Here is a 21,693-nt window from a genome sequence, read left to right as displayed (position 1 = left end):
AACAGCAGTAAGGCTCCAAGGTGCGGGACGAGGGGCGGGGTGGGGGACACTAGGGGTGCGTGGCGGCCGTCAGGACCTCTCGCACGTTCGGCCAGCTCGCCAGCGCGTCCTTGACGTCCGGGTTGCTCTCCGTGCGCAGGGCCTCCGCGTGCGCCTCGGCCAGCACCTCGTCGAGCAGTACCGGCCGGCCCGTCTCCGCCGACTGCACCGCCGCCTCCACCATCGCCAGGCTGAGCACGTTCTCGTGCACCTCGCCCATCGGTGGGACGCCGGTGCGCAGGGCATCGGTGAACACCAGCAGCGACCCCTCGATCCCGGAGAACAGGGCCGGTGGCCGCGGCGTGGGCTCGACCTCGGCGTCGAGCACCGGCTCGTGGTCGCCGTCCCAGTGCGCCGAGCCCTTCTCGGCGGACAGGCGCCACTCGCCGTTCCAGGACGTCTGCCGCCCGGGTGCGCACCAGCTGCCGGTGTAGGTGTAGCGCGCGCCGCCCTCCATCGCGAAGACGGCCGTGGCCGCGGCGTCGCCCGCGTACCAGCTCCACGGCGGGTTGTGCGTCTCGCAGTACGCCGACACCGGCTCGGCGCCCAGGACGAACCGCGCCGAGTCGAACGCGTGGATCGCCATGTCCACCAGCAGCGGGTGGGCCATCTCCTCCCGGAACCCGCCGAAGCGCGGGGCCCGGAAGAACTCCGTGGTCAGCGAGCCTGCCGCGCCGAGGTCCTCGGCCATGGCGCGCAGGGCGAACAGCTGCGGGTTCCACCGCCGCGACTGGCTCACCATGAACAGTCGGCCCGTCACCTGCGACGCCGCGGCCAGCGACAGCGCCTGCGCCACCGTCTCGGCCACCGGCTTCTCGCCCAGCACGTCGAGGCCGGCGAAGAGCGCGTCGGTGGTGACGGGGTGGTGGGCCGCGGGCACGGTCACGTCCACCACGGCCCGCGCCCCGGTGGACGCGGCCAGGGCGACGGCGTCGGTGCCCACCGCGACGGGCCGCCCGAGCTCGGCGGCGGCCGCCTCCGCCGCACCGGGGTCGATGTCGGCGATCCCGGCCAGCTCGACGTCCGGCGCGCCCTCGATCGTCCGGCCCCACGCCCGGCCCATGTTCCCGGCGCCGGCGAGCACCACCCGCAACGGGTCGGCGAGGGTCATCGAAGCGGCCCCCGGTAGCCCGCGCCCTTGAAGAACTCGCCGGTCTCGTAGCGCAGCAGCTCCGGGTAGGCCCGCTCCGGCCGGTGGGTGCGGGCCCACCTGACCCCGTTGGCGATCACGCGCCGCACGTCCTTGTGGTGGTAGGTCGGGTAGTCCTGGTCGCCCGGGCGGAAGTAGAAGATCTTGCCGTGGCCGCGGCGGAACGTGCACCCGCTGCGGAAGGCCTCGCCCCCGGAGAACGTGCTGATGAAGACCAGCTCGTCGGGCGCGGGGATGTCGAAGAACTCCCCGTACATCTCGTCCTCCTCGATCTCCAGCGGGTGCGGGACCCCCTCGGCGATCGGGTGAGTCGGGTTCACGGTCCAGATCAGCTCGCGGTCGTGCTCGCTGCGCCACCGCAGCGTGCAGCTGGTGCCCATGAGCTTCGTGAAGATCTTCGACCAGTGCCCGGAGTGGAGCACGACGAGGCCCATGCCCGCGAGCACGTGGTGGTGCACCCGCTCCACCACCTCGTCGGCCACCTCGCCGTGCGCCGCGTGCCCCCACCAGGTGAGCACGTCGGTCTCGCGCAGCACCTCCTCGGTGAGGCCGTGCTCGGGGTCGTCGAGGGTGGCGGTGCGCACCACGGCGTCCTCACCCAGGTTCTCCCGGATGCCCGCGGCGATCGTCTCGTGCATGCCGTCGGGGTAGATCTTCCGGACGTGCTCCTCTCGCTGCTCGTGGCGGTTCTCGCCCCAGACGGTCACGCGGACGGGACTCACAGGCGGTGCCCTTCTCTCGACTACTTGACAGCGCCGCTGGCAACGCCCGCGGCGACGAACCTCTGGGCCACGACCAGCAGCACCACTGCCGGCAGGGAGGCGAGCACGGCGGTGGCCATCACCGAGCTCCAGTCGTTCACGTAGGTGCCGATGTACTGGTAGATCCCGAGCGTCACCGGCCGCACCTCCTCGGTGGTGGTCAGCGTGAGGGCGAACAGGAAGTCGCTCCACGTGAACAGGAACGTGAAGAGCGCCGCCGTCACCAGCGCGTTGCGGCTCATCGGCACGACGATCGCGACGAAGGCGCGGATCTGGCCCGCGCCGTCCACCCGGGCCGCCTCGATCACCTCGGCCGGGATCGAGAGCAGGTACGCCCGCATGATCAGGATGGCGAACGGGATGCCGTGCGTGGAGTCGGCGAGGATCAGGCCCGGGATCGAGTTGAGCAGGCCGAGGTCGCTGTAGACGCGGTAGAGCGCGTTGGCGACCACGATGCCCGGGATCATCTGGCTGATCAGGATCCCGAACAGCACCACGCCCGCGCCGCGCACGCGGAACTGCGCGAGCGCGTACGCCGCGGGCGTGGCGACCAGCAGGCTGAACACGACGCTGCCCGCGGAGACGACCAGGCTGGTCACCAGGTTGCGGCCCTGGTCGCGCAGGGCCGTGGCGTAGCCGTCGAACGACAGGTCGAGCGGGAGCCACGGCGTCTCGACGGCGGAGCCGCTGGGCTGCAGCGAGACGTTGAGCATCCAGTACAGCGGGAACAGCATCACGGCGAGGACCAGCACCCCGATCACGGTGCTGCCCCAGCCCCGGGTCTGCGTCACGGCGGGCCTCATCGGAGTGCGGCGCGCCGGTTGGCGCGCAGGTAGAGGAGGGCGAACACCAGCGAGATGACGATCAGGACGTTGCCCAGCGCCGCGCCCTCGCCGAAGCGGAACTCCTGGAACGAGAGGTGGTAGGCCTGCGTCGCGATCGTCTGCGTCGCGTTGGCCGGGCCGCCGTCGGTGAGCCCGAGGATGATGTCCAGCACCTTGATCGTGTAGACGACCCCGAGCACCAGCACGACGTTCACCACGGGACGCAGCAGCGGCCACGTCACGTGCCGGAACGCGCGCCAGCCGGTGGCGCCGTCCAGCGCCGCGGCCTCGTACAGCTCCTGCGGCACGTCCTGCAGGCCGCCGTAGAGGATCGTGGTGTTGAACGGGATCCCGATCCAGATGTTCACGCCGATCACGGCGATCAGGGCGAGCGAGGTGCTCGTGAGCCAGCCGGGGTCGTCGGCGAGGCCGACGGCGCCGAGGAACCGGTTGAGCACGCCGTTGTCCTGGTCGAGGATCCAGCGCCACACGGCGCCGGACACGATCAGCGGGATCAGCCACGGCAGCAGGAGCAGCGAGCGCAGGAAGCCGCTGAGCGGGAACCGCCGGTGGAAGAACACCGCGATGCCCAGCCCGATCACGAACTGCCCCGCGATCGACCCGACGGTGAACAGCACCGTGTTGAGCAGCGCAGTGCTGAACACGCCCGAGGACAGCACGGCGACGTAGTTGTCGAGCCCGACCCAGGGTGCCTCGCCGGTGTAGAACGTGCGGGTCGTGTACTCCTGGAACCCCATCACCACGTTCTGGACGACGGGGTAGCCGAAGAACAGCAGCAGGTAGGCCACCGCCGGGACGAGGAACGCCAGCTGCAGCAGGCGCTCCCGGCCCCGCGGCGACCACCAGCCGCCGGACGGGACCCCGCGGGGTGGCGGTGCCGCGTCCGCCGTCACCCGCCGGCCGGGCGCGGTGGCGACCGCGTCAGCCATCCTGGGCCTGCTGCAGCGCCTGCTGCGGGGTGGCGCCGCCGGTGATCGCGGTCTGCACGGCCGTGTAGATGCGGGTGGCCGTGGCGGGCCACTCGGCGCCGAGCTTGCCGGTGCGGGCGCGGGCGTCCTGCACGAGGTCGGTGAACGCCTCCATCCGCGGCACCTGCGCGACGAACTGCTCGCGCAGCGCGGTCTTGGTGGGCACCGTGGTGCGCTCGGTGGCCAGGGCGATCTGGTTCTCGTCAGTGTTCAGGCAGGCGATGATCTCGGCGCCCTTGGCCTGGCGGGCGGGGTCGCCGGTCTGCGGGAGCGTCCAGGTCTCGCCGCCGAGCGGGGCGATCAGGGTGTCACCGGCCTGCGGCACCGGGATCGGCGCGACCTCGTAGTTGAGGCCCTCCACCTCGTCGAGGGCCGGGAACTGCCACGGCCCGTTGATCATCATCGCCGCGTTGCCCGCCGCGAACTGGTCCTTCACGTCGGCCTGCCGCCAGTTCAGCACCGAGCGCGACGCCGATCCCGAGTCCACGAGGTCGACCCAGAGCTGCAGCGCCTCGGCCACCTCGGGGCCGGCGATGTTCGTCTCGTCCCCGCCGTTGGTCCACATGAACGGCAGGAACTGCCAGGCCCCTTCGTAGTCGGCCACCGCGGAGAACGCGACGCCGTAGCGCTCGCCCTGCGTGAGTGCGGCGGCCGCCGTCTTCAGCTCGTCCCACGTGGTCGGCGGCGCGATGCCGGCCTCGGCGAGCATGTCGACGTTGTAGAACAGGCCGAGTGAGTTCGTGACCGGCTGCAGGCCGTAGAGCTGACCGTCGAACGTCGACGCGCTCACCACACCGTCCGCGTAGCCGTCGGCCGCGAGCCCGAAGTCGGAGAGCGGGGCCAGCGCGCCGGTGGAGGCGATCTGCTGCAGGTCCGGGTTGTCGAGCATCAGGACGTCCGGCAGCGTGCGCGACGAGGCCTGCTGCAGCACCTTCGAGATGAGGGAGTCGCCGGGCACGACCTCGCGCTCGATCGTGACGCCCGCCTGCTGCCCGCACGCGTCGAGCTTCTGCGCGTAGACGGTGCGGTCGGGCTCGTTGTTGTAGTAGTCGAGGACGCGGATCGAGGTGACGTCGCCGCCACCGCCTCCGCCGCCCCCGCCACACGCGCTGAGGCCGAGCGCCGCGGCCGCGACCAGCGCGACCGTTCCCGTTACTGCTCCTCGTCGAGCCATCTCCGGTCCTTCCGTCGATACGTATCGATTGCCGACGTGCGGCGGCCCGCCGTGGCGGGCGTGTCGTCAGGGGGCGGGCAGCGTGGTCTCGCGGCGGGTGAGCCGCGGGGGGATCAGCTCGACGAGCTCGGCAGGAGGCTCTGCCGCGCGGTCGAGCAGGCGGAACAGGATCTGCATCGCGCGGCGTGAGACGTCGCGCGGCTCGAGCGACACGTTCGTGACGGCCGGGGTGCTCGCCTCGGCGACGGCGTCGGTGCACAGGCCGACGAGCGTGACGTCGCGGCCCGGCACGAGCCTGCGGTCGAGCAGGGCCTGCAGCACCGGTTGCACGGCGGGGGAGTTCGGCACGACCAGGCCCGTGCGGGGGCCACCCCGGTGCAGCGCCTCGGCGACGGCCGCCTCGGCGCCCGCGCGGTTCGGCTCGACCGGGCTCACCATCTCCAGGGCGACGCCGTGCGACCGGGCGGCCTCCGCGGCGCCCTCCTCGAAGCGGTGCACGAAGTTGATGCCACGGGTCACGACGTCCGGGGCGTGCCCGATCACCACGATCCGCTCGTGCCCGGCGGCGGCCGCCTCGCCGACGGCGAGCCGTCCGGCCGCGGCGAAGTCGACGTCGACGCAGTGCAGGCCCGCGTTGTCGTCCGGGACCCCGATGAGGATCACCGGCACGCGCAGGGCCGCGGCCACCGGGATCCGCGGGTCCGCGGCCTCGATGTCCATCATCACGATCGCGTCGCAGAGCGCGCGCCCGGCCAGCCGGGTGAGCCCCTCGGAGCCCTCGTCGGCGGTGACGAGCAGGACGTCGTGGTCCTCGGCCCGCGCGCAGCCCGCGATCGTCTCGATGAACGGGAGCAGGCCGGTGGTGTCGGCGCCGGGGCGGAAGCGCACGACCAGGCCGATCACCTGGGTGCGCTGGCTCGCGAGCGCGCGGGCGCCCGCGTTGGGCTGGTAGGTGAGCTCCTCGATCGCCGCGAGCACGCGCCTGCGGGTCTCCTCGGAGATCGAGCGGCGCCCGCTCATGACGTAGGAGACGGTGCTCTGCGAGACCCCCGCGGCACGGGCGACGTCCCGGCTGGTGACCATGCCGCCCCCCCTCCGCGGGAATCGATACGCATCGACGATTGATGTGACGGTAGCCACTCGAACGGGTGGACGCAACCGTCGCGGGGAAGCGGTCCGCGACGACGCAGCGAGCCGATCGGCGGTTCCGCACCCGTGAGGGGAACGGATCTACTGGGACGCCCCTCCCGCCGATCTCGAGGAACGCGAGGTCCACCCGTGGTCACGCCCAACATGGATCCCAGCGCCGCACCCGACGGGGTGCCGGTCGCGCCGGGCACCCCGGCCGCCGAGGCCCAGGAGCACCCGCCGGTCTGGGACTCCCACCCCCGGCACCACCGCTGGGACTACGTGCCGGAGATGGGCGGGTGGGTCCACGACCAGGACCCTGACACGCTCTGCAACTCGGTCGGCGCGATCCCGTTCCAGCCGACCTTCGCCTACCCGCCGCCGCACCCGCGCTGCCGCATCGGCGACTGCCCCTGCGGGACCGCCGGCCCCTGAGCGCCGCCCCGGTGCGCACCTTGGAGCCGTACTGCTGTTCTGAAGCGCCTCAAACAGCGGTATGGCTCCAAGGTGCGGGTTGGGTCGGCTCGGCCGTCGACCGGGGGCGGTAACCGGTTACCGAAATTCGGAGGGCTAGGTTTCGAGGTCCGGTGTGGACAGGCGGATCACGGAGGTGGGGCGGGTGTCGGCCACCATGCGCGACGTCGCGCGGCTCGCCGGGGTGTCGGTGAAGACCGTGTCCAACGTGGTCAACGACTTCCCGCACGTGAAGAGCGCGACGCGGGACCGCGTGCTCGCGGCGATCGCCGAGCTCGGGTACCAGATGAACTTCTCGGCCCGCAACCTCAGCCGCGGTACCACCGGAATGATCGCGCTCGCCGTCCCCGAGCTCTCGCTGCCGTACTTCGCCGAGCTGTCCGACGCCGTGATCGCGGCGGCCGCCGAACGCGGGTACACGGTGCTGGTCGAGCAGACCGGGGGCGTGCGGGAGCGGGAGCTGGAGGTGCTCGCGAGCGAACGGCGCCGCATGACGGACGGGTTGATCTTCTCCCCGATCGGCCTGCGCCCGGCCGACGCGGCACGGCTCGAGGTCGACTACCCGATCGTCCTGCTCGGTGAGCGGGCGCTGCACAGCAGCGTGCACCACGTCGCGATGGCCAACGCCGACGGTGCTCGCGCGGTGGCCGAGCACCTGCTGGCCCGCGGCAGGCGCCGGATCGCGGTCATCGGCTCGTTCGACGAGCGCGGGCCGAGCGCGGGTTCGCTGCGCACGCGCGGTTTCCTCGACGCGCTCGACGAGGCGGGCGTCCGGCACGACCCCGCGCGCACGGGCGAGGCGCTGCGGTGGTCGCGCACGACCGGCGCCGCGGCGATGCGCCAGGTGCTGGACCGCGGGGTGGGGTTCGACGCCGTCTTCGGCCTCAACGACGTGCTCGCGCTCGGTGCGATGCGGGTGCTCCACGAGCGCGGGCTGCGTGTTCCGGAGGACGTCGCCGTCGCCGGCTTCGACGACATCGAGGACGGGCGGTTCGCGCGTCCGAGCCTGACGACGGTGCAGCCCGGCCGCGCGCAGATCGCCCGCACGGCCGTGGAACTGCTGGTCGAGCGGCTGGCCGGCGGGGAGCCGGCCGCCGGACCGGGCGGCGAGGAGCGGGTGGCGCAGTTCGAGCTGCTGGTGCGGGAGTCGACGGGCTGAGGGGACCCGGGATTGACCCGTCACTCGACCGTGTGCTGCACTTACACCGGTGTAAATCGAGACGTGCGCCACCGCCGTGGTCCGATCGGACCCGGCTCCGCGTCGTCGCCGGCCGGCGCTCCCCACCGGCCGGAACCGCTTTCGAGACCGCAACGACGTGGCAGGGAGTAGGAAGACATGCCGACCTCACGAGGGACGACCAGGATGGCGGCGGCCGTGCTCGGGGCGGCGCTGTTCGCCACGGCCTGCAGCGGGGGCGGGTCCGGTGACGACGGGTCGGTGACGATCCGGTTCTCCTGGTGGGGCAACGACGAGCGGGCGCAGATCACCAACCAGGCCGTCGACGCCTTCGAGGCGGCCAACCCGGGGATCACGGTCGAGACCGAGTCGGTCGACTTCAACGCCTACTTCGACCGGCTCGCCACCTCCGTCGCGGCGAACGACGAGCCGGACGTCATCACGATGGGCGGCGCCTACCCCCGCGAGTACGCCGACCGGAACGTCCTGCTCGACCTCGCGGAGGTCGCCGAGCACCTCGACGTCTCCGCGCTCGACGAGCACGCGATGGCCGGTGGCAACTTCGAGGGCACGCAGTTCGCGGTGCCGACCGGTGTGAACACCTACGGCCTCATCGCGAACCCCGCCGTCTTCGAGGCAGCCGGCGTGCCGCTGCCCGACGACAACGCCTGGAGCTGGGAGGACTTCTCCCGGATCGCCGCGGAGATCTCCGCGGGCAGCCCGGAGGGCACGTTCGGGGTCGAGGACCCGACGAGCCCCGACGTGCTGGACCTGTACGCGAACCAGCACACCGGCGAGGGCCTCTACAGCGCCGAGGGCGGCATCGCGCTGCAGGCCGAGACCGCGCAGCGGTGGTGGGAGATGACCGCCGGGCTCATGCGGAGCGGGGCCACCCCGCCCGCCAGCATCACCGCGGAGCTGGCCGGCCAGCCGGCCCCCGAGCAGTCGCTGATCGGCCAGGGGCTCGCGGCGATGAAGTTCGGGTGGTCGAACCAGCTGTCGGCGTACCGGCAGGCGTCCGGCGCGGACCTGGTGCTGCTCCGCGCACCGGGGGAGACCACGGCGCAGGGCCCGGGCATGTGGCTGCAGGCGTCGCAGCTCTACACGATCAGCCGGCGCAGCGACCACCCCGAGGCCGCGGCGAAGCTGGTCGACTTCCTGGTCTCCGACCCGCGCGCGGCCGACTTCATCAAGGCCGACCGCGGCATCCCGGCCAACCCGGAGATCCGGGCGCACCTGGAGGCCTCGCTCGACGAGAGCCGGAAGGTGGAGTTCGCCTTCGTCGACCGCATGAGCGAGCTCGTCGACGGCCATTTCGTGATCGGCCCGACGGGCTCCACGGAGAGCGTGCAGATCGTCACCCGGCTCAACGACTCCGTGCTCTTCGGCCGGGTGCCGCCCGCCGAGGCCGCGCAGCAGCTCGTCGCCGAGCTCAACGATGCCGTCTCCTGACCCCGGGCCGCCGATCGACCGGCGGGCGGTGGTGCGCCGCCACGTCGTCGAGGTGACGGGGATCGACCCGGCCGCGCCGCTGTCGGTCGGCAACGGGGAGCTCTGCGCGACCGTGGACGTCACGGGCCTGCAGACCTTCCCCGATGCCTACCCGGGCGGCGGCGGCACGCTGCTCGGCACGCAGTCGCAGTGGGCCTGGCACAGCGTGCCGCCGCCGGAGGGCGCCGACCTGGCGCAGGCGCTGCGCCCGTACCGGACGTGGCGGGGTGAGGTGGCTTTCGTGGACGGCCCGCCGATGCCCGGCGGGGACGAGTCCCGGCTGGACGCCGGCACGCGCTGGCTGCGCGCCAACCCGCACCGGCTCGACCTCGCCCGCATCGGGCTCGTGCTCCGCGACGGGTCCGGCCACCGCGCTCCGGACCCGGCCGAGCTGGGCGCGTGCCACCAGACGCTCGACCCGTGGACCGGCGTGATCGAGAGCGACGTCGAGCTCGCGGGGCGGCGCCTGCGCGTGACGACGGCCTGCCACCCCGACCGGGACGTCCTCGCGGTGCGGATCGCCGGGCTCGGGGCCGCGGTGCGGATCGCGTTCCCGTACGGGTCGCAGGCCTGGGGCGACGCCGCCGACTGGACCCGCCCGGACGCGCACGCCTCGCGCGTCGAGCCGCTGCCGGGCGGGGTGCTCGTGCACCGCCTGTTCGACGGCGCCGACGCCCCGCTCCACGTCGTGCGGGTGCGGGCCGACGGTGCCGCGGTCCGCACCACGGGCGAGCACGAGCTCGTCGTCGAGGCCGACGCCGCGGAGCTGGAGCTGGTACTGGCGTTCGGCAAAGCGCCACCCGCGGAGCCGCCGGATGCCGCCACGGTGTTCGCGGCCTCGGCCCGGCACTGGCCCGCGTTCTGGAGCCGGGGCGCGGCGCTCGACCTGGCCGGCAGCACCGACCCGCGGGCCGAGGAACTCGAACGGCGGGTGGTGCTCTCGCAGTACCTCACGGCGATCCAGTGCGCCGGCTCGCTGCCGCCGCAGGAGACCGGGTTGACGTGCAACAGCTGGCGCGGCCGGTTCCACCTGGAGATGCACTGGTGGCACGCGGCGCACTTCGCGCTGTGGGGCCGACCGGACCTGCTGGCCCGCAGCACGGACTTCTACCGGCGGATCCTGCCGGTCGCGCGGGAGACCGCGCGCCGGCAGGGCTGCCGCGGGGCGCGCTGGCCCAAGCAGGTCGGGCCGGACGGCCGGGAGAGCCCGAGCCACATCGGTCCGTTCCTGCTGTGGCAGCAGCCGCACGTGATCCACCTGGCCGAGCTGCTGCGCCGGGCGGGCGGCCCGGAGGCCGGCCGCTGGGGCGATCTGGTGGAGGCCACCGCGTGGTTCATGGCCGATGTCGCCGAACCGACGCCGGACGGGTACGCGCTCGGCCCGCCGCTGGTCCCGGCCCAGGAGAGCTACGCCGACGTCCGGGACCGCGCGACCAACCCGCCGTTCGAGCTGGCGTACTGGTCCTGGGCGCTGGGCGTGGCGAAGGAGTGGCGGGTGCGGGCCGGTCGGCCGCCCGAGCCGCTGTGGGACGAGGTGGCGAAGGGGATGGCCCGGCCGCTGGTCCGCGACGGGCGGTACGCCGCGATCGGCATCGAGCCGTTCACGGTCCGCGCCGACCACCCCTCGATGGTCTACGCCCTCGGCGTCGTACCCGCGACCGACGTCGTCGATCCCGCGCTCGTCGCGGCCACCCTGCGCGCGGTGCTCGCCGACTGGGACTGGGAGAGCACGTGGGGCTGGGACTTCCCCGCGCTCGCGATGACCGCCACCCGCCTGCACGAGCCGGAGACGGCGGTGGCCGCGTTGCTGCGGGACACGCCCAAGAACCGGCACGTGCGCAGCGGCCACAACCGCCAGAGCGCCGACCTGCCGGTCTACCTGCCCGGCAACGGCGGCCTGCTCGCCGCCGTGGCGCTGATGGCGGCCGGGTGGGACGGCAGCGGCGACGCGCCCGGCTTCCCCCGCGACGGCACCTGGAGCGTGCGGCACGAGGGGTTCGTGCCTGCGCCATGAGACGAAGGAGCAGCATGATCGACCGGAAGGTGCGCCCGGTGTCACTGGCGTGCGCCGCCCTGGCCCTCTCCGCCGCGCTCGCGGCCTGCGGGACCGGCGCCGGGAGCCAGGACGACGGCCCCGTGGAGCTGCGCTTCTCCTGGTGGGGCAACGACAACCGGCACGCGACCACCGAGCAGATCCTCGACCTGTTCGAGCAGAAGCACCCGGGGATCACGGTGCAGGGCGAGTACACCGACTGGGGCGGGTACTGGGACAAGCTCGCCACGACCACCGCGGCGGGCGACACCCCGGACGTCATGACCCAGGAGGAGCGCTACCTGCGCGAGTACGGCTCGCGCGGGAGTCTGGCGAACCTCGACGACCTCGCCGCGACGATCGACACGAGCGCGCTCGACCCGAGCGTCGCGCGGGCGGGGGAGCTCGACGGGGAGCTGTACGGGCTGCCGACCGGGATCGTCGCGGCCGCGATCCTCGCCGACCCGGCGGTGTTCGTGCAGGCCGGTGTGCCGATGCCGGACGACGCCACGTGGTCGTGGGACGACTACGCGCAGGTCGCGAACGCGATCACCGCGGGCAGCCCGGAGGGCACCTACGGCGCGCAGGACTACGGGTTCACCGAGGTCGGCTTCGCGGTCTTCGCGCGCCAGCGCGGCGAGGAGCTCTACACGGCGGACGGCGGGCTCGGGTTCTCCCCGGAGACGCTGGCGCAGTGGTGGCAGCGGGCGGCGGACATGCGCGCCGCGGGCGGCAACCCGCCCGCGTCCCGCTCGGTGGAGATCAACGCCGACACGACGCAGTCGCTGATGGCCACCGGCACCGGCGGCATGGGTGTGTGGTGGACCAGCCAGCTCGGCGCCACCGAGGAGCGTTCGGGCCGTCAGCTGGAGCTGCTGCGGATGCCCGGGGAGACCACGGGCGAGCGGACCGGCACGTACTTCAAGCCGTCGATGTACTACGCGATCTCCGCCGACACCGAGCACCCGGAGGAAGCGGCGCTGCTGGTCGACTTCCTGCTGAACGACGTCGACGCGGGCCGGCTGATGCTGTCCGACCGCGGCCTGCCCGCCAACACCGACGTGCGGGCCGCGCTCGACGCGCACTTCACGGACGCGGACCGGCGCGCCGCGCAGTTCCTCACCGAGGTCGGCCCCACCGTCCAGGACGGGATGAACGCTCCGCCGATCGGGGCCGGTGAGGTCGCCGAGATCTTCGCCCGGTTCAACGAGCAGGTGCTCTTCGGGCGGCTCGACCCCCGGCAGGCGGCCGAGGGGTTCATCGCAGAGGTAGAAGGGGTGATCGGATGACCCGCCGCTACGGCGTGGTCGGGACAGGTGCCCGCTCGCAGATGTTCGTCACGGCGCTCGCGGGCGAGTTCGCCGACGCGGGCGAGCTGGTGGCGTGGTGCGAGCCGAACCCCGCGCGCATGGACCACGCGGACGGCATCGTCGCGCGGCTGCGGCCCGGCGCCCCCGCGCCCGCCCGGTACGGCCCCGCCGACCTCGAGCGCATGGTCGCCGAGCAGCGCCTGGACGCGGTGGTGATCACGACGCCGGACTGGACGCACGCGGAGCTGGCCACCCGGGCCCTGCGAGCGGGCGCGGACGTCGTCCTGGAGAAGCCCTTCGCCACCACGGCCGAGGGATCGCGTGCGATCACCGACACGGTCGCCGAGACCGGCCGCTCGCTCGTCCTGACGTTCAACTACCGGTACTCGCCCCGCAACGCCGCGCTCCGCGAGGTGATCGCGTCCGGCGAGATCGGCGAGGTGACCGGCGTGCACTTCGAGTGGGCGCTCGACACGATGCACGGCGCCGACTACTTCCGCCGCTGGCACCGGGAGAAGGAGCACTCCGCGGGCCTGGTCGTGCACAAGTCCTCCCACCACTTCGACCTCGTGAACTGGTGGCTCGCCGACGTCCCGGAGTGGGTGTTCGCCAGTGGGGCACTGCGCTTCTACGGCGACGCGAACGCCGCTGCCCGCGGCCTGGGGGAGCGGCCGCCCCGCGGCACCGTCGACCCGCCGAGCACCGACCCGTTCGCGCTCGACCTGCGCGCCGATCCCGTGCTCAAGGCGCTGTACTGGGACGCCGAGCAGCACGACGGCTACCAGCGCGACCGGGACGTGTTCACGCCCGGCATCACGATCGAGGACAACCTGTCGCTCCTGGTCGGCTTCGCGCGCGGTGCGGTGATGACGTACTCGCTGAACGCGCACAGCCCGTGGGAGGGCTACCGGGTCACCGTCAACGGCACGGCCGGGCGGGCGGAGCTGGACGTGGTGGAGCGGGCCGCGGTGCTGCCCGGCCCGGACGGGCGGCTGGTCCTGGACGCCAGCTCGGTGGTCGATGCGGGCGCCGACGATGACGCGCGCCGCCGCGGCGAGCGGCTCACCGTGCAGCGGCACTGGGAGAAGGCCCGGGTCGTGCCGATCACGACCGCGGGCGAGGGCGGGCACGGCGGCGGCGACGCGCTGCTGCTGCGCGACGTCTTCCGCGGCGCGACGGACGACCCGCTCGGCCGCCAGGCCGGCTACCGCGACGGGCTGGCGGCGGTGGCCGTCGGGCTCGCGGCCAACGCCTCGATGCGGACGGGCGAGCGGGTGGCGGTCGCCGACCTCGGGCTGGCCCCGCTCGCGGGAGGTACGCATGTCGGCGCTCGGTGAGCTCGCGACCCTGCGTCGCGCGAAGGGCGTGCGGGCCCGGCCCAGCCCGGTGGAGCAGGGCGACAACAAGGCCGCCGCGTTCTTCCTGGCGCCGTGGTTCGCCGGGCTGGCCCTGATCACGATCGGGCCGATGGCGGCCTCGCTCTACCTGTCGTTCACCGACTACAGCCTCCTGGACGCCCCCGAGTGGATCGGCCTGGAGAACTACCTCGGGATGCTGGGCGACGAGCGGCTGCTCGTCTCGCTGCGCGTCACGTTCGTCTACGTCTTCGTGTCGGTGCCGCTGCAGCTCGCGGCGGCGCTGGCGCTCGCGCTGTTCCTCGACCGCGGCCTGCGCGGTCTCGCGATCTACCGCTCGGTGTACTACCTGCCCTCGCTCCTGGGCGGCAGCGTCGCGATCGCGATCCTGTGGCGGCAGATCTTCGGCACCAGCGGGCTGATCAACCAGCTCCTCGCGGCGCTGGGCGTCCAGGGCGAGGGCTGGGTGTCGCACCCGGACTACGCGCTCGGCACCCTCGTCGTGCTCAACGTCTGGACGTTCGGCGCGCCGATGATCATCTTCCTGGCGGGCCTGCGGCAGATTCCCGAGACCTACTACGAGGCGTCGGCGATCGACGGCGCCGGGCGGCTGCGGCAGTTCCGCAGCATCACGCTCCCGCTTCTCACGCCGATCGTCTTCTTCAACCTCGTGCTGCAGGTGATCGGGGCGTTCCAGTCGTTCACGCAGGCGTTCGTGGTGAGCGGGGGCACTGGGGGCCCGGTCGACTCCACGCTGTTCTACACGCTCTACCTGTACCAAACGGGGTTCACGAACCTGGACATGGGCTACGCCTCGGCGATGGCATGGCTGCTCCTGGTGATCACCGGCGTGCTCACCGCCGTCAACTTCCTCCTCTCCAAGTACTGGGTCTTCTACGATGACTGACACCGACGTCCGCAGCGTCCCGGTTCTCGCGCCGTCCGCGCCGCCGCCACCCACCCCCCGCCGCTCGTCCTGGGGCTTCCGGATCCGCCGGACCGCCAAGCACGTCGTGCTGGTCCTCGGCGGGTTCGTGATGCTCTACCCGCTGCTGTGGATGCTCTCCAGCTCGTTCAAGCCGACGGCGCTGATCTTCCGCGACCCGGCGCTGATCCCGAGCGAGATCGACCTGAGCAACTACACGCTCGGCTGGTACGCGCTGGAGCACCCGTTCACGCACTACCTGCTGAACTCGTTCGCCATCGTGGCCGGGGCCGTGCTGGGCAACCTGCTGTCCTGCTCGATGGCCGCGTACGCGTTCGCGCGCCTGAACTTCCGGGGCCGCAGGCTGTGGTTCGCCGTCATGCTCATGTCGATCATGCTGCCGATCCACGTCGTGATCGTCCCGCAGTACGTGCTGTTCTCCCAGCTCGACTGGATCAACACCTACCTGCCGCTCGTGGTGCCCAAGCTGCTGGCCACGGACGCGTTCTTCATCTTCCTGATGGTGCAGTTCTTCCGCGGCATCCCCCGCTCGCTGAGCGAGGCGGCGCTGATCGACGGCGCCGGCCACATCCGGATCTTCTTCCGGATCATGCTGCCGCTCTCGACGCCCGCGCTCGCCACCACGGCGATCTTCACGTTCATCTGGACCTGGAACGACTTCTTCAGCCAGCTGATCTTCCTGACCGACCCGGACATGTACACGGTGCCGGTCGCGCTGCGCACCTTCGTCGACTCGACGGGCGAGAGCTCGTGGGGCCCGCTGTTCGCGATGTCGATCGTCTCGCTGGTGCCGATCTTCCTGATCTTCCTGTTCGGGCAGAAGTACCTGGTGAAGGGCATCGCGACGACGGGTCTCAAGTGACGCCGCCGGTCGTCGTGACGCACTGATCGTTCCGAGCAGCACGCCAGCGACCGCCTGGCCGCACTGCCGCGCATCTCGGATCGATCACAGCGCGCAGATCGTTCCGATCAGCACGACAGGGTGCCGCCGACCGTGCCGGCGCGCTGCTCGGATCGATCACCGACCGTCAGCCGTGGGAGAGCCGAGGTCCACCTCGATCTCCTGCGCTCCGTCGCTCAACCGAGCGAGCCGGACGTTGATGTCCGCCTGGTCGAAGGTGATCCAGGCAGGCTCCTCGTCCTCGATCCAGTCCTCGACGGGTGCGTCCCCGCGGCCGTCGACGCAGAGCGGGTAGGTGACGGACGCGTCCGGCTCGACGGTCTTCTCCAGGAGGATCTCGTGTTCCCAGCTGTCCCCGAGGTCGTAGACGTACGTGATCGGCTTGCGGGTGCGGGCGAACGCGGCGGACAGGGTGATCGCGTCCTCGTCGTACTCGAAGTCGAAATACGGATCGCCGTACCGGCGCGGCCCGACGGTGAAGACGTGGAGATGGTCGTCGTCCCATGCGAAGGCGATCCGGATGACCTCGTGCAGGTCGCCCAGCGTCACCTCGGCAGGCACGAGGACCCGGCGCCAGCAGGCCGGGCGGACGTTCCGGAGCGTCACCTTGATCTCGCAGATCCCGGAGACCGCGCCCTCCGCGTCGGACGAACCGAGCAGTGACACCCCGTGCGCGCCGATCTGCCGGAGAGCCCAGCGACCGAGTGGGGTGATGCGCCACTGATCGGGGTCGACGGTGCCGAAGGCGGCCAGTTGCTCCATCACCGCTTCCATCGGGTCACGGAGACCGCGAGTGAAGATCCTTACCAAGGCGGGGTCCGCTGCGTGGAGGACGTCAACGATCGTCAGGTACAGGTCGTCCCGCGCCGGGGCCGGGTCGGCGGCGAGGACGGTCAGCAGCAGCCGGCCGATCTTCAGGGAGTCGGCGTCGTCGCCCTCGGCATAGGCGTCGGCCAACACCCTTGCGAGCCCTCGCAACCATCCGGCGAGTACGTCGCCGTCGGGGGCCGAGTGCCAGCCGGGACGGGCCGGACCCGGTACGGCTCGGCTGCCCTCGACCGACAGCAGGCCGGCAGCGAGCGCAGCGGTCCACGGATGCTGCAGGTCGGGCAGGTCCGCCGCGCTGCGCAGCCGCTCCGGCGCCGTGACACCGACCGCGGCGCACGCCGCCGCCACGTCCGCGCGTCGCAGCACCCGCTTGCCGGTCACCGGCCGGCCTGAGCCGACCCACTCGGCCAGGGCCTCTGCGTGGCTCAGCGCCCGGCATCGACGCGCGGCGTCGGCGACCTCGAAGCTCCGGATCACCGCGCGAGGGTACTGAGCGACCCCGCCCGGTCAGGAGCCGAACTCGCCCGCTCGGAGGCCGGCGAGGAACGCTCGCCATGCCGACGCCGAGTGGCGGTGGGGCGCCCGGGACCGGTCCTTCGTGTCCCGGACGGCGATGTCGCCCCCGGGCAGGGGGGCCACCTCGACGCAGCCGCTGCTGGCGCCGCCGCTGCCGCTGAAGCTGCTCGTGCGCCAGGCCAGGTCGTCGAGGTTCGGGACGGGCATCGGGCACCTCTTCGCGTCGCGGCCTCACAGCTCCATGGCCACCCGCTCGATCAGGGCCGCGGACTCGGCCGGGTCCAGCGCCAGCGCGCGCAGGCGGTCGAACACGACCCTACCGCGCGCGACGTCCTCGGCCTTCTCGATATGGACCGCTCCCATGGGGTGCTCGACGTAGCCGATGTCCGGCTCGCCGAGCCCGTCGAAGCTGAGGACGATGAACGCTCCGGTCACGCTCGGGTGCGCGCAGGCGTCGGGCGGGAGCACCTGGATGGTGACGGTCTCGAGCGCGGCGGCCTCCCACACCTGCGCGAGCTGCGCGCACATCACATCGGGGCCGCCGATCACCCGCCGCAGCGCCGACTCCTCGATCACCGCGGTCAACGTCAGCGGGTTCTCCGGGTCGCGGAGCCGATCCTGGCGGATCATGCGGACCTCGACGTCGTTCTCCCGCACCGCCCGGCTGCCGACGTGCATCGAGCTCTCGAACAGCGCTCGCGCGTAGTCGGCGGTCTGCAGGAGCCCGGGCAGGTAGTTCACCGTGTACTCGCGCACCCCGCTGGCCTCGGCCTCGAGGGGCACGTAGCCCTGGTCGTCCAGGCCGTAGGCGCGCCACCAGCCCTTGCCACTGGCCTCGCGGGTGAGATCGAGGATCGCGTTCCACCGGTCCCCGCCGACGCCGAAGACGTCCATCATCGTGCGCACGGCGTGGACGTCGACGCCCTGGTGGGCGTTCTCGATGCGGCTGAGCTTGCTCGGGGAGAAGTCCAGCTTGGGCGCGGCGTCCTCGATGGTCATGCCGGCCTTCTGGCGCAGCCCGCGCAGGATGCGGGCGAGTTGCCGTCTGCGGACGAGGGCGCCGCTGCGCACAGCCATGGTCACAGAGTGTCAGTGGGAGATGCGAGGTGAAAGATCCGCCGGTGGTGCCAGACTCGCGTCCATGACCGCTCCGATGCACGTCCCGCGGTTCTTCGTCCGCCAGCGGATCACGATGATGGTCAACCGCTACGAGATCCGCGGCGCCGACCCGGATGGCACCGAGGGCCCGCTGCTGGCGTTCGCGCAGCAGAAGCGCATGAAGCTGCGGGAGGAGGTCACCTTCTACGCCGACGAGTCCCGGTCGCGCCCGGTGTTCTCCTTCAAGGCCCGCCAGCGCCTCGACGTGCGCGCCGAGCACGACGTGTTCGACGAGCACGGCACCGCGCTCGGCACCTTCCGCAAGGACTTCGGCGCGAGCCTGCTGCGCTCGACGTGGCACCTCACGGGGCCGGGCTACGCGGCCGTCGGGAGGGAGCGCAGGCCGGTGCTGGCCGTCGTGCGCAGGGTGTGGGACTTCATCCCGTTCATCGGCGACCTCTGGGTGCCGTTCGTCTTCCACTTCGACTTCGTGGACACGGCCACCGGGCAGCCGGTGCTCGTCAGCGAGCGGCAGAAGTCGGTCCGGGACCGCTACACCGTCGACGTCCCCGACCCGCGCGTCGACTTCCGGGTGGCGGCCGCCATGGCGGTGGCGCTCGACGCGCTCCAGTCGCGGTGAGGGCCCGGACCCGCCCGGTCTCGGCGTTGCCCCGCCGATGTTAATGACATTAACATCGGCGGCATGAGGAGAGAGCGCGCCGTCGTCCGGGCCGTGCACATCGGGCTCGCGGTCCTCGTCGGCGTGTACGTCTACCTGCCGCCGGCATCCGCGTCCGGGCTGCGCGGCCTGCTGACGGTGGTGGTGTTCCCGCTGCTGGTGCTCACCGGCGCGTACCTGTGGCAGCGCGCGCGGCTGCGCCGGCTCTTCGCCCGGCGGGCGTCGTGACCGGCAGGCTCGTCCGCCTGCTCGCGGCAGCGGTCGTGGTGGCCGTGGTCGCACAGGTCCTGCTGCAGTCCGTGTTCGCGACGGTGCGACACCCGGTGGCGCTCGGCGTGGCCAACACGACCGGCGACGCCGAGCTGGTGCGTTCGTGGCACCGCCGGCTGCTCGCCCAGGGGACGCTCGAGGAGATGGTGGCCACCGAGCTCGTCGACCTCCTCTGGATCGCGGCCCTGGCGGCCGTCGCGGTGCTCGCCACCGCACTGGCGGCCCGGCTGCTCGCGCCGCACGACCCCTGGGGCGCGTCCGTCCTGCGCCGCTCCGCGCCGTGGACCGCGCTCGCGCCCGGCCTCGACCTGCTGGAGAACGCGCTGTCGCTCGCGATGCTCGCCGACCCGCTCGGGTTCCCGGCGTGGCTCGCCGCCGCGCACGCGTCCGTCTCCCGGGCCAAGCTCGCGGCCGTCGTCGCCGTCGCGGTCGGGGTGCCCGCCTTCGCGCTCGCGCGCCGGGTGCTAGTGGTCCCCGCCGGAGGTTCGCCCAGGGGCTCGGCGGCCCAGCTCCCCGCTGGACGCACCGGCGGACAGCCCGAGTACGCCCGGTACGAGGGCTGCCCGCCGGCACGCCCAGCGAGAAGCTGGATCCACCGATACCCCCGACGAACCTCCGGTGGGAACCACTAGTGCGGCGCGCGGCCTCGGGGTGAGCCCCGCGCCCGGCGGGGCGACCGGGGTGGGGCAGGGTGGTCGCCGTGCCCGAGCGGTCCGGCTACCACCACGGTGCGCTGCGCCAGGCCCTGATCGACGCCTCGCTCGAGCTCATCGAGACCCACGGCGTCGAGGGCTTCAGCCTCGCCACCGCGGCCCGGGCGGCAGGGGTCAGCGCCGCGGCGCCGTACCGGCACTTCGCGAACCGCGCCGCGCTCCTCGGGGAGATCGCGGCCGCCGGGTTCGGGCAGCTGCGTGACGTGCTGCGCGCCGCGGCCGCCCGGCACCCCGACGACCCGGTCGAGGCGCTGCTCGAGCAGGGCTCGGACTACATCGGATGGGTGGTCGCCCACCCCGCGCACGCCGCGGTGATGTTCTCCACCCGCGGCCGGGAGCCGCAGAGCGACGCCGGCCTCGCGGCGCTCGCCGAGCTGGGTGCCGTGCTGGGCCGGCTCGCCGAGGGTGGCCGGCTCGCGGTTCCCGTCGACACCGCCCTGCGCACGACGTGGGCCCTCGTGCACGGGCTCGCGGTACTGCACCTGGGCGGCATGCGGACGATCAGCGAGGAGGACGTGCCGCTGCTGCGCAGGCAGGTGCTGCGCCCGCTGCTCGACGGCGGTCTCCTCCGCCCGTGAGTCAGGCCGCGACGCCGAGCGCCTGCGCGGTCCGGACGATGGCGGCCCAGGTGTCCACCGGCAGGGGCACCCCCTCGGCGAGGCGCGCGCTGCGCGTCGCGTTCTCCGGGTCGCCCGGGGCGAGGACCGGTGCGGCCGGGTCCGCCGGTCGCGCGGCGAGCACCCAGTCCAGGTACTCGCGCGCGATGCGCTCGAACTCGGCCTGCGTGCCGAAGTGGGCGGGGGAGAGGAAGACCGCCAGCATGCCGTTCGTGATGCCCCGACGCGGGCCGTCGAGCGGACCGGCGCAACCACCGGCGGTGAACGCCCCGGCGAGCAGCTCGCACATCAGCGCAAGTCCCGAGCCCTTGTGGTCGCCGAAGGCGCGGATCGCGCCCTCGCCGCCGCCGGGCCGGCGCAGGTCGGTGGGGCCGTAGTCGCCGTAGAGGACGCGCGGGTCGTCCGAGGTCGTGCCGTCGGGCGCGATCAGCGCGTCCGGCGGCAGCGGCCGTCCACCGTAGGAGGCCACCTGCACCTTGCCCTCCGCGACCAGCGACGTGGCGAAGTCCAGCACCACCGGGCGCTCCGGCAGCGGCACGCCGACGGCGAACGGCGCCGTCGAGAAGCGCCGCTCCACCGCCCCGAACGGCGCGACCAGCGGCGAGCCCGCGACGTTGACGAAGTAGATCGAGACCAGCCCCGCGGCGAGCGCGGTCTCGGCGTAGGCCCCGACGCGTCCGATGTGGCCCGCGTTGCGCAGGGCGACGATGCAGCTGCCGTTCTCCTGGGCCCGCTCCACGCCGAGCGCCACGGCCTGCGCGGCGACCGTCTGGCCGAACCCGTGCCGGCCGTCGAGCACGACGAACGCCCCGCCGTCCGTGACGACCTGCGCCTGCTGCCCGGCGAGGACGTACCCCTCCCGCATCCAGTCGACGTAGAGCGGCACCCGGACGACGCCGTGGCTGTCGTGGCCCGCCAGGTTGGCGCCCACCAGCTCGCGGGCGATCAGCGCGCCCTCCACGTCCGCACACCCGGCCGCGGTGAAGATCGCCGCGACCAGCTTCTCCAGTTCCCGGGCACCGACCAGCCGAACCGCTCCCGCATTCGTCACGGCCCCAGCATGACCGACGAGCCGGAAGGCAACCCCGGTCGGGGGAGATCACTCACACACCGACTGCAGGCCTCGCACACCGACTGCAGTCGGTGTGGCAGCACCGAAGTCGGTGTGCGACCTCCGACGCCGCGGCCGCCCGCCTCCGGGGCGGTGGCTCACGCACCGAC

Annotated in this window: 22 protein-coding genes; 12 read left to right on the top strand and 10 right to left on the bottom strand. The window is 72.8% G+C overall.

Annotated features, from left to right (window positions below; translation table 11 throughout):
• Positions 1-49: 49 nt before the first annotated feature.
• The 6 genes from FB558_RS26875 to FB558_RS26850 form a co-directional block, all read right to left on the bottom strand.
• Positions 50-1,150, bottom strand: a complete 1,101-nt coding sequence (locus tag FB558_RS26875; RefSeq protein ID WP_142058020.1) for a Gfo/Idh/MocA family protein — start codon at positions 1,148-1,150, stop codon at positions 50-52.
• Positions 1,147-1,911, bottom strand: coding sequence for a ThuA domain-containing protein (locus tag FB558_RS26870; RefSeq protein ID WP_142058018.1), 765 nt, complete (start codon positions 1,909-1,911; stop codon positions 1,147-1,149). Before FB558_RS26870 ends, FB558_RS26875 begins: the two co-directional genes overlap by 4 nt.
• 20 nt (positions 1,912-1,931) lie before the next feature.
• Positions 1,932-2,684, bottom strand: coding sequence for a carbohydrate ABC transporter permease (locus FB558_RS26865; RefSeq protein ID WP_246106841.1), 753 nt, complete (start codon positions 2,682-2,684; stop codon positions 1,932-1,934).
• Between the two features lie 65 nt (positions 2,685-2,749).
• On the bottom strand, positions 2,750-3,724 hold the full coding sequence (locus FB558_RS26860) for a carbohydrate ABC transporter permease (protein ID WP_142058014.1): 975 nt from the start codon (positions 3,722-3,724) through the stop codon (positions 2,750-2,752).
• The gene (locus FB558_RS26855; protein ID WP_142058012.1) at positions 3,717-4,937 is read right to left on the bottom strand and encodes a sugar ABC transporter substrate-binding protein; all 1,221 of its coding nucleotides are present in this window, start codon (positions 4,935-4,937) and stop codon (positions 3,717-3,719) included. The genes FB558_RS26860 and FB558_RS26855 overlap by 8 nt, the downstream gene beginning before the upstream one ends.
• 66 nt (positions 4,938-5,003) lie before the next feature.
• Positions 5,004-6,020, bottom strand: coding sequence for a LacI family DNA-binding transcriptional regulator (locus FB558_RS26850; protein WP_142058010.1), 1,017 nt, complete (start codon positions 6,018-6,020; stop codon positions 5,004-5,006).
• Positions 6,021-6,215: 195 nt separating this feature from the next.
• Here FB558_RS26850 and FB558_RS26845 point away from each other — a divergent pair, with 195 nt between their 5' ends.
• The 8 genes from FB558_RS26845 to FB558_RS26810 all read left to right on the top strand — a co-directional run bounded on the left by FB558_RS26845 (position 6,216) and on the right by FB558_RS26810 (position 15,712).
• On the top strand, positions 6,216-6,500 hold the full coding sequence (locus FB558_RS26845; protein ID WP_142058009.1) for a hypothetical protein: 285 nt from the start codon (positions 6,216-6,218) through the stop codon (positions 6,498-6,500).
• A 184-nt stretch (positions 6,501-6,684) separates the two neighbouring features.
• Positions 6,685-7,698: a LacI family DNA-binding transcriptional regulator gene (locus FB558_RS26840; RefSeq protein WP_211366863.1), complete on the top strand. Its 1,014-nt coding sequence runs from the start codon at positions 6,685-6,687 to the stop codon at positions 7,696-7,698.
• 177 nt (positions 7,699-7,875) lie between these two features.
• Positions 7,876-9,168, top strand: a complete 1,293-nt coding sequence (locus FB558_RS26835; protein WP_142058007.1) for an ABC transporter substrate-binding protein — start codon at positions 7,876-7,878, stop codon at positions 9,166-9,168.
• The gene (locus tag FB558_RS26830) at positions 9,155-11,221 is read left to right on the top strand and encodes a hypothetical protein (protein ID WP_142058005.1); all 2,067 of its coding nucleotides are present in this window, start codon (positions 9,155-9,157) and stop codon (positions 11,219-11,221) included. The genes FB558_RS26835 and FB558_RS26830 overlap by 14 nt, the downstream gene beginning before the upstream one ends.
• Before the next feature lie 14 nt (positions 11,222-11,235).
• Positions 11,236-12,528 carry an ABC transporter substrate-binding protein gene (locus FB558_RS26825; RefSeq protein WP_211366862.1) on the top strand — a complete coding sequence of 431 codons (1,293 nt, stop codon included), beginning with the start codon at positions 11,236-11,238 and terminating at the stop codon, positions 12,526-12,528.
• Positions 12,525-13,886, top strand: coding sequence for a Gfo/Idh/MocA family protein (locus FB558_RS26820; RefSeq protein WP_142058001.1), 1,362 nt, complete (start codon positions 12,525-12,527; stop codon positions 13,884-13,886). Before FB558_RS26825 ends, FB558_RS26820 begins: the two co-directional genes overlap by 4 nt.
• Entirely contained in the window at positions 13,870-14,811 is a 942-nt protein-coding gene (locus tag FB558_RS26815; RefSeq protein WP_142057999.1) for a carbohydrate ABC transporter permease, read from the top strand. The genes FB558_RS26820 and FB558_RS26815 overlap by 17 nt, the downstream gene beginning before the upstream one ends.
• The gene (locus FB558_RS26810) at positions 14,804-15,712 is read left to right on the top strand and encodes a carbohydrate ABC transporter permease (protein ID WP_142057997.1); all 909 of its coding nucleotides are present in this window, start codon (positions 14,804-14,806) and stop codon (positions 15,710-15,712) included. The genes FB558_RS26815 and FB558_RS26810 overlap by 8 nt, the downstream gene beginning before the upstream one ends.
• A 156-nt stretch (positions 15,713-15,868) precedes the next feature.
• Here FB558_RS26810 and FB558_RS26805 read toward each other — a convergent pair whose 3' ends face one another.
• Genes FB558_RS26805 through FB558_RS26795 form a run of 3 tightly spaced genes read right to left on the bottom strand, consistent with a single transcriptional unit; the run spans position 15,869 to position 18,172 of the window.
• The gene (locus FB558_RS26805) at positions 15,869-17,056 is read right to left on the bottom strand and encodes a plasmid pRiA4b ORF-3 family protein (protein ID WP_246106765.1); all 1,188 of its coding nucleotides are present in this window, start codon (positions 17,054-17,056) and stop codon (positions 15,869-15,871) included.
• 30 nt (positions 17,057-17,086) lie between these two features.
• The gene (locus FB558_RS26800; RefSeq protein ID WP_142057995.1) at positions 17,087-17,302 is read right to left on the bottom strand and encodes a DUF397 domain-containing protein; all 216 of its coding nucleotides are present in this window, start codon (positions 17,300-17,302) and stop codon (positions 17,087-17,089) included.
• A 24-nt stretch (positions 17,303-17,326) separates the two neighbouring features.
• A complete protein-coding gene (locus tag FB558_RS26795; protein WP_142057994.1) occupies positions 17,327-18,172 on the bottom strand; it encodes a helix-turn-helix domain-containing protein in 846 nt (281 codons plus the stop codon).
• Between the two features lie 64 nt (positions 18,173-18,236).
• Here FB558_RS26795 and FB558_RS26790 point away from each other — a divergent pair, with 64 nt between their 5' ends.
• The 4 genes from FB558_RS26790 (at position 18,237) to FB558_RS26775 (ending at position 20,433) form a co-directional block, all read left to right on the top strand.
• Positions 18,237-18,833 (top strand): LURP-one-related family protein, encoded by a 597-nt coding sequence (locus FB558_RS26790; protein ID WP_142057992.1) that lies wholly within the window; start codon positions 18,237-18,239, stop codon positions 18,831-18,833.
• A gap of 63 nt (positions 18,834-18,896) precedes the next feature.
• Positions 18,897-19,100 (top strand): hypothetical protein, encoded by a 204-nt coding sequence (locus tag FB558_RS26785; protein ID WP_142057990.1) that lies wholly within the window; start codon positions 18,897-18,899, stop codon positions 19,098-19,100.
• Positions 19,097-19,774 carry a hypothetical protein gene (locus tag FB558_RS26780; RefSeq protein WP_142057988.1) on the top strand — a complete coding sequence of 226 codons (678 nt, stop codon included), beginning with the start codon at positions 19,097-19,099 and terminating at the stop codon, positions 19,772-19,774. Before FB558_RS26785 ends, FB558_RS26780 begins: the two co-directional genes overlap by 4 nt.
• Positions 19,775-19,842: 68 nt before the next feature.
• Entirely contained in the window at positions 19,843-20,433 is a 591-nt protein-coding gene (locus FB558_RS26775; protein WP_211366861.1) for a TetR/AcrR family transcriptional regulator, read from the top strand.
• A gap of 1 nt (position 20,434) precedes the next feature.
• Here the strand turns inward: FB558_RS26775 and FB558_RS26770 are convergent, their stop codons facing one another.
• Complete coding sequence (locus FB558_RS26770) at positions 20,435-21,523, bottom strand: malate/lactate/ureidoglycolate dehydrogenase (RefSeq protein ID WP_142057984.1); 1,089 nt, start codon at positions 21,521-21,523, stop codon at positions 20,435-20,437.
• Positions 21,524-21,693: the final 170 nt, after the last annotated feature.

The organism is Pseudonocardia kunmingensis, from assembly GCF_006716445.1.
Lineage (GTDB): Bacteria > Actinomycetota > Actinomycetes > Mycobacteriales > Pseudonocardiaceae > Pseudonocardia > Pseudonocardia kunmingensis.
Note: the sequence above shows the minus strand (reverse complement) of the source record. Positions and strands in the feature narration are given on the sequence as shown.

Excerpts from the sequence above, each read along its gene's own strand:
- FB558_RS26875 (WP_142058020.1), bottom strand. The coding sequence starts at position 1,150 with ATGACCCTCGCCGACCCGTTGCGGGTGGTGCTCGCCGGCGCCGGGAAC.
- FB558_RS26865 (WP_246106841.1), bottom strand. The coding sequence starts at position 2,684 with ATGCTGTTCCCGCTGTACTGGATGCTCAACGTCTCGCTGCAGCCCAGC.
- FB558_RS26860 (WP_142058014.1), bottom strand. The coding sequence starts at position 3,724 with ATGGCTGACGCGGTCGCCACCGCGCCCGGCCGGCGGGTGACGGCGGAC.
- FB558_RS26855 (WP_142058012.1), bottom strand. The coding sequence starts at position 4,937 with ATGGCTCGACGAGGAGCAGTAACGGGAACGGTCGCGCTGGTCGCGGCC.
- FB558_RS26850 (WP_142058010.1), bottom strand. The coding sequence starts at position 6,020 with ATGGTCACCAGCCGGGACGTCGCCCGTGCCGCGGGGGTCTCGCAGAGC.
- FB558_RS26835 (WP_142058007.1), top strand. The coding sequence starts at position 7,876 with ATGCCGACCTCACGAGGGACGACCAGGATGGCGGCGGCCGTGCTCGGG.
- FB558_RS26830 (WP_142058005.1), top strand. The coding sequence starts at position 9,155 with ATGCCGTCTCCTGACCCCGGGCCGCCGATCGACCGGCGGGCGGTGGTG.
- FB558_RS26825 (WP_211366862.1), top strand. The coding sequence starts at position 11,236 with ATGATCGACCGGAAGGTGCGCCCGGTGTCACTGGCGTGCGCCGCCCTG.
- FB558_RS26820 (WP_142058001.1), top strand. The coding sequence starts at position 12,525 with ATGACCCGCCGCTACGGCGTGGTCGGGACAGGTGCCCGCTCGCAGATG.
- FB558_RS26815 (WP_142057999.1), top strand. The coding sequence starts at position 13,870 with ATGTCGGCGCTCGGTGAGCTCGCGACCCTGCGTCGCGCGAAGGGCGTG.
- FB558_RS26810 (WP_142057997.1), top strand. The coding sequence starts at position 14,804 with ATGACTGACACCGACGTCCGCAGCGTCCCGGTTCTCGCGCCGTCCGCG.
- FB558_RS26800 (WP_142057995.1), bottom strand. The coding sequence starts at position 17,302 with ATGCCCGTCCCGAACCTCGACGACCTGGCCTGGCGCACGAGCAGCTTC.
- FB558_RS26795 (WP_142057994.1), bottom strand. The coding sequence starts at position 18,172 with ATGGCTGTGCGCAGCGGCGCCCTCGTCCGCAGACGGCAACTCGCCCGC.
- FB558_RS26790 (WP_142057992.1), top strand. The coding sequence starts at position 18,237 with ATGACCGCTCCGATGCACGTCCCGCGGTTCTTCGTCCGCCAGCGGATC.
- FB558_RS26785 (WP_142057990.1), top strand. The coding sequence starts at position 18,897 with ATGAGGAGAGAGCGCGCCGTCGTCCGGGCCGTGCACATCGGGCTCGCG.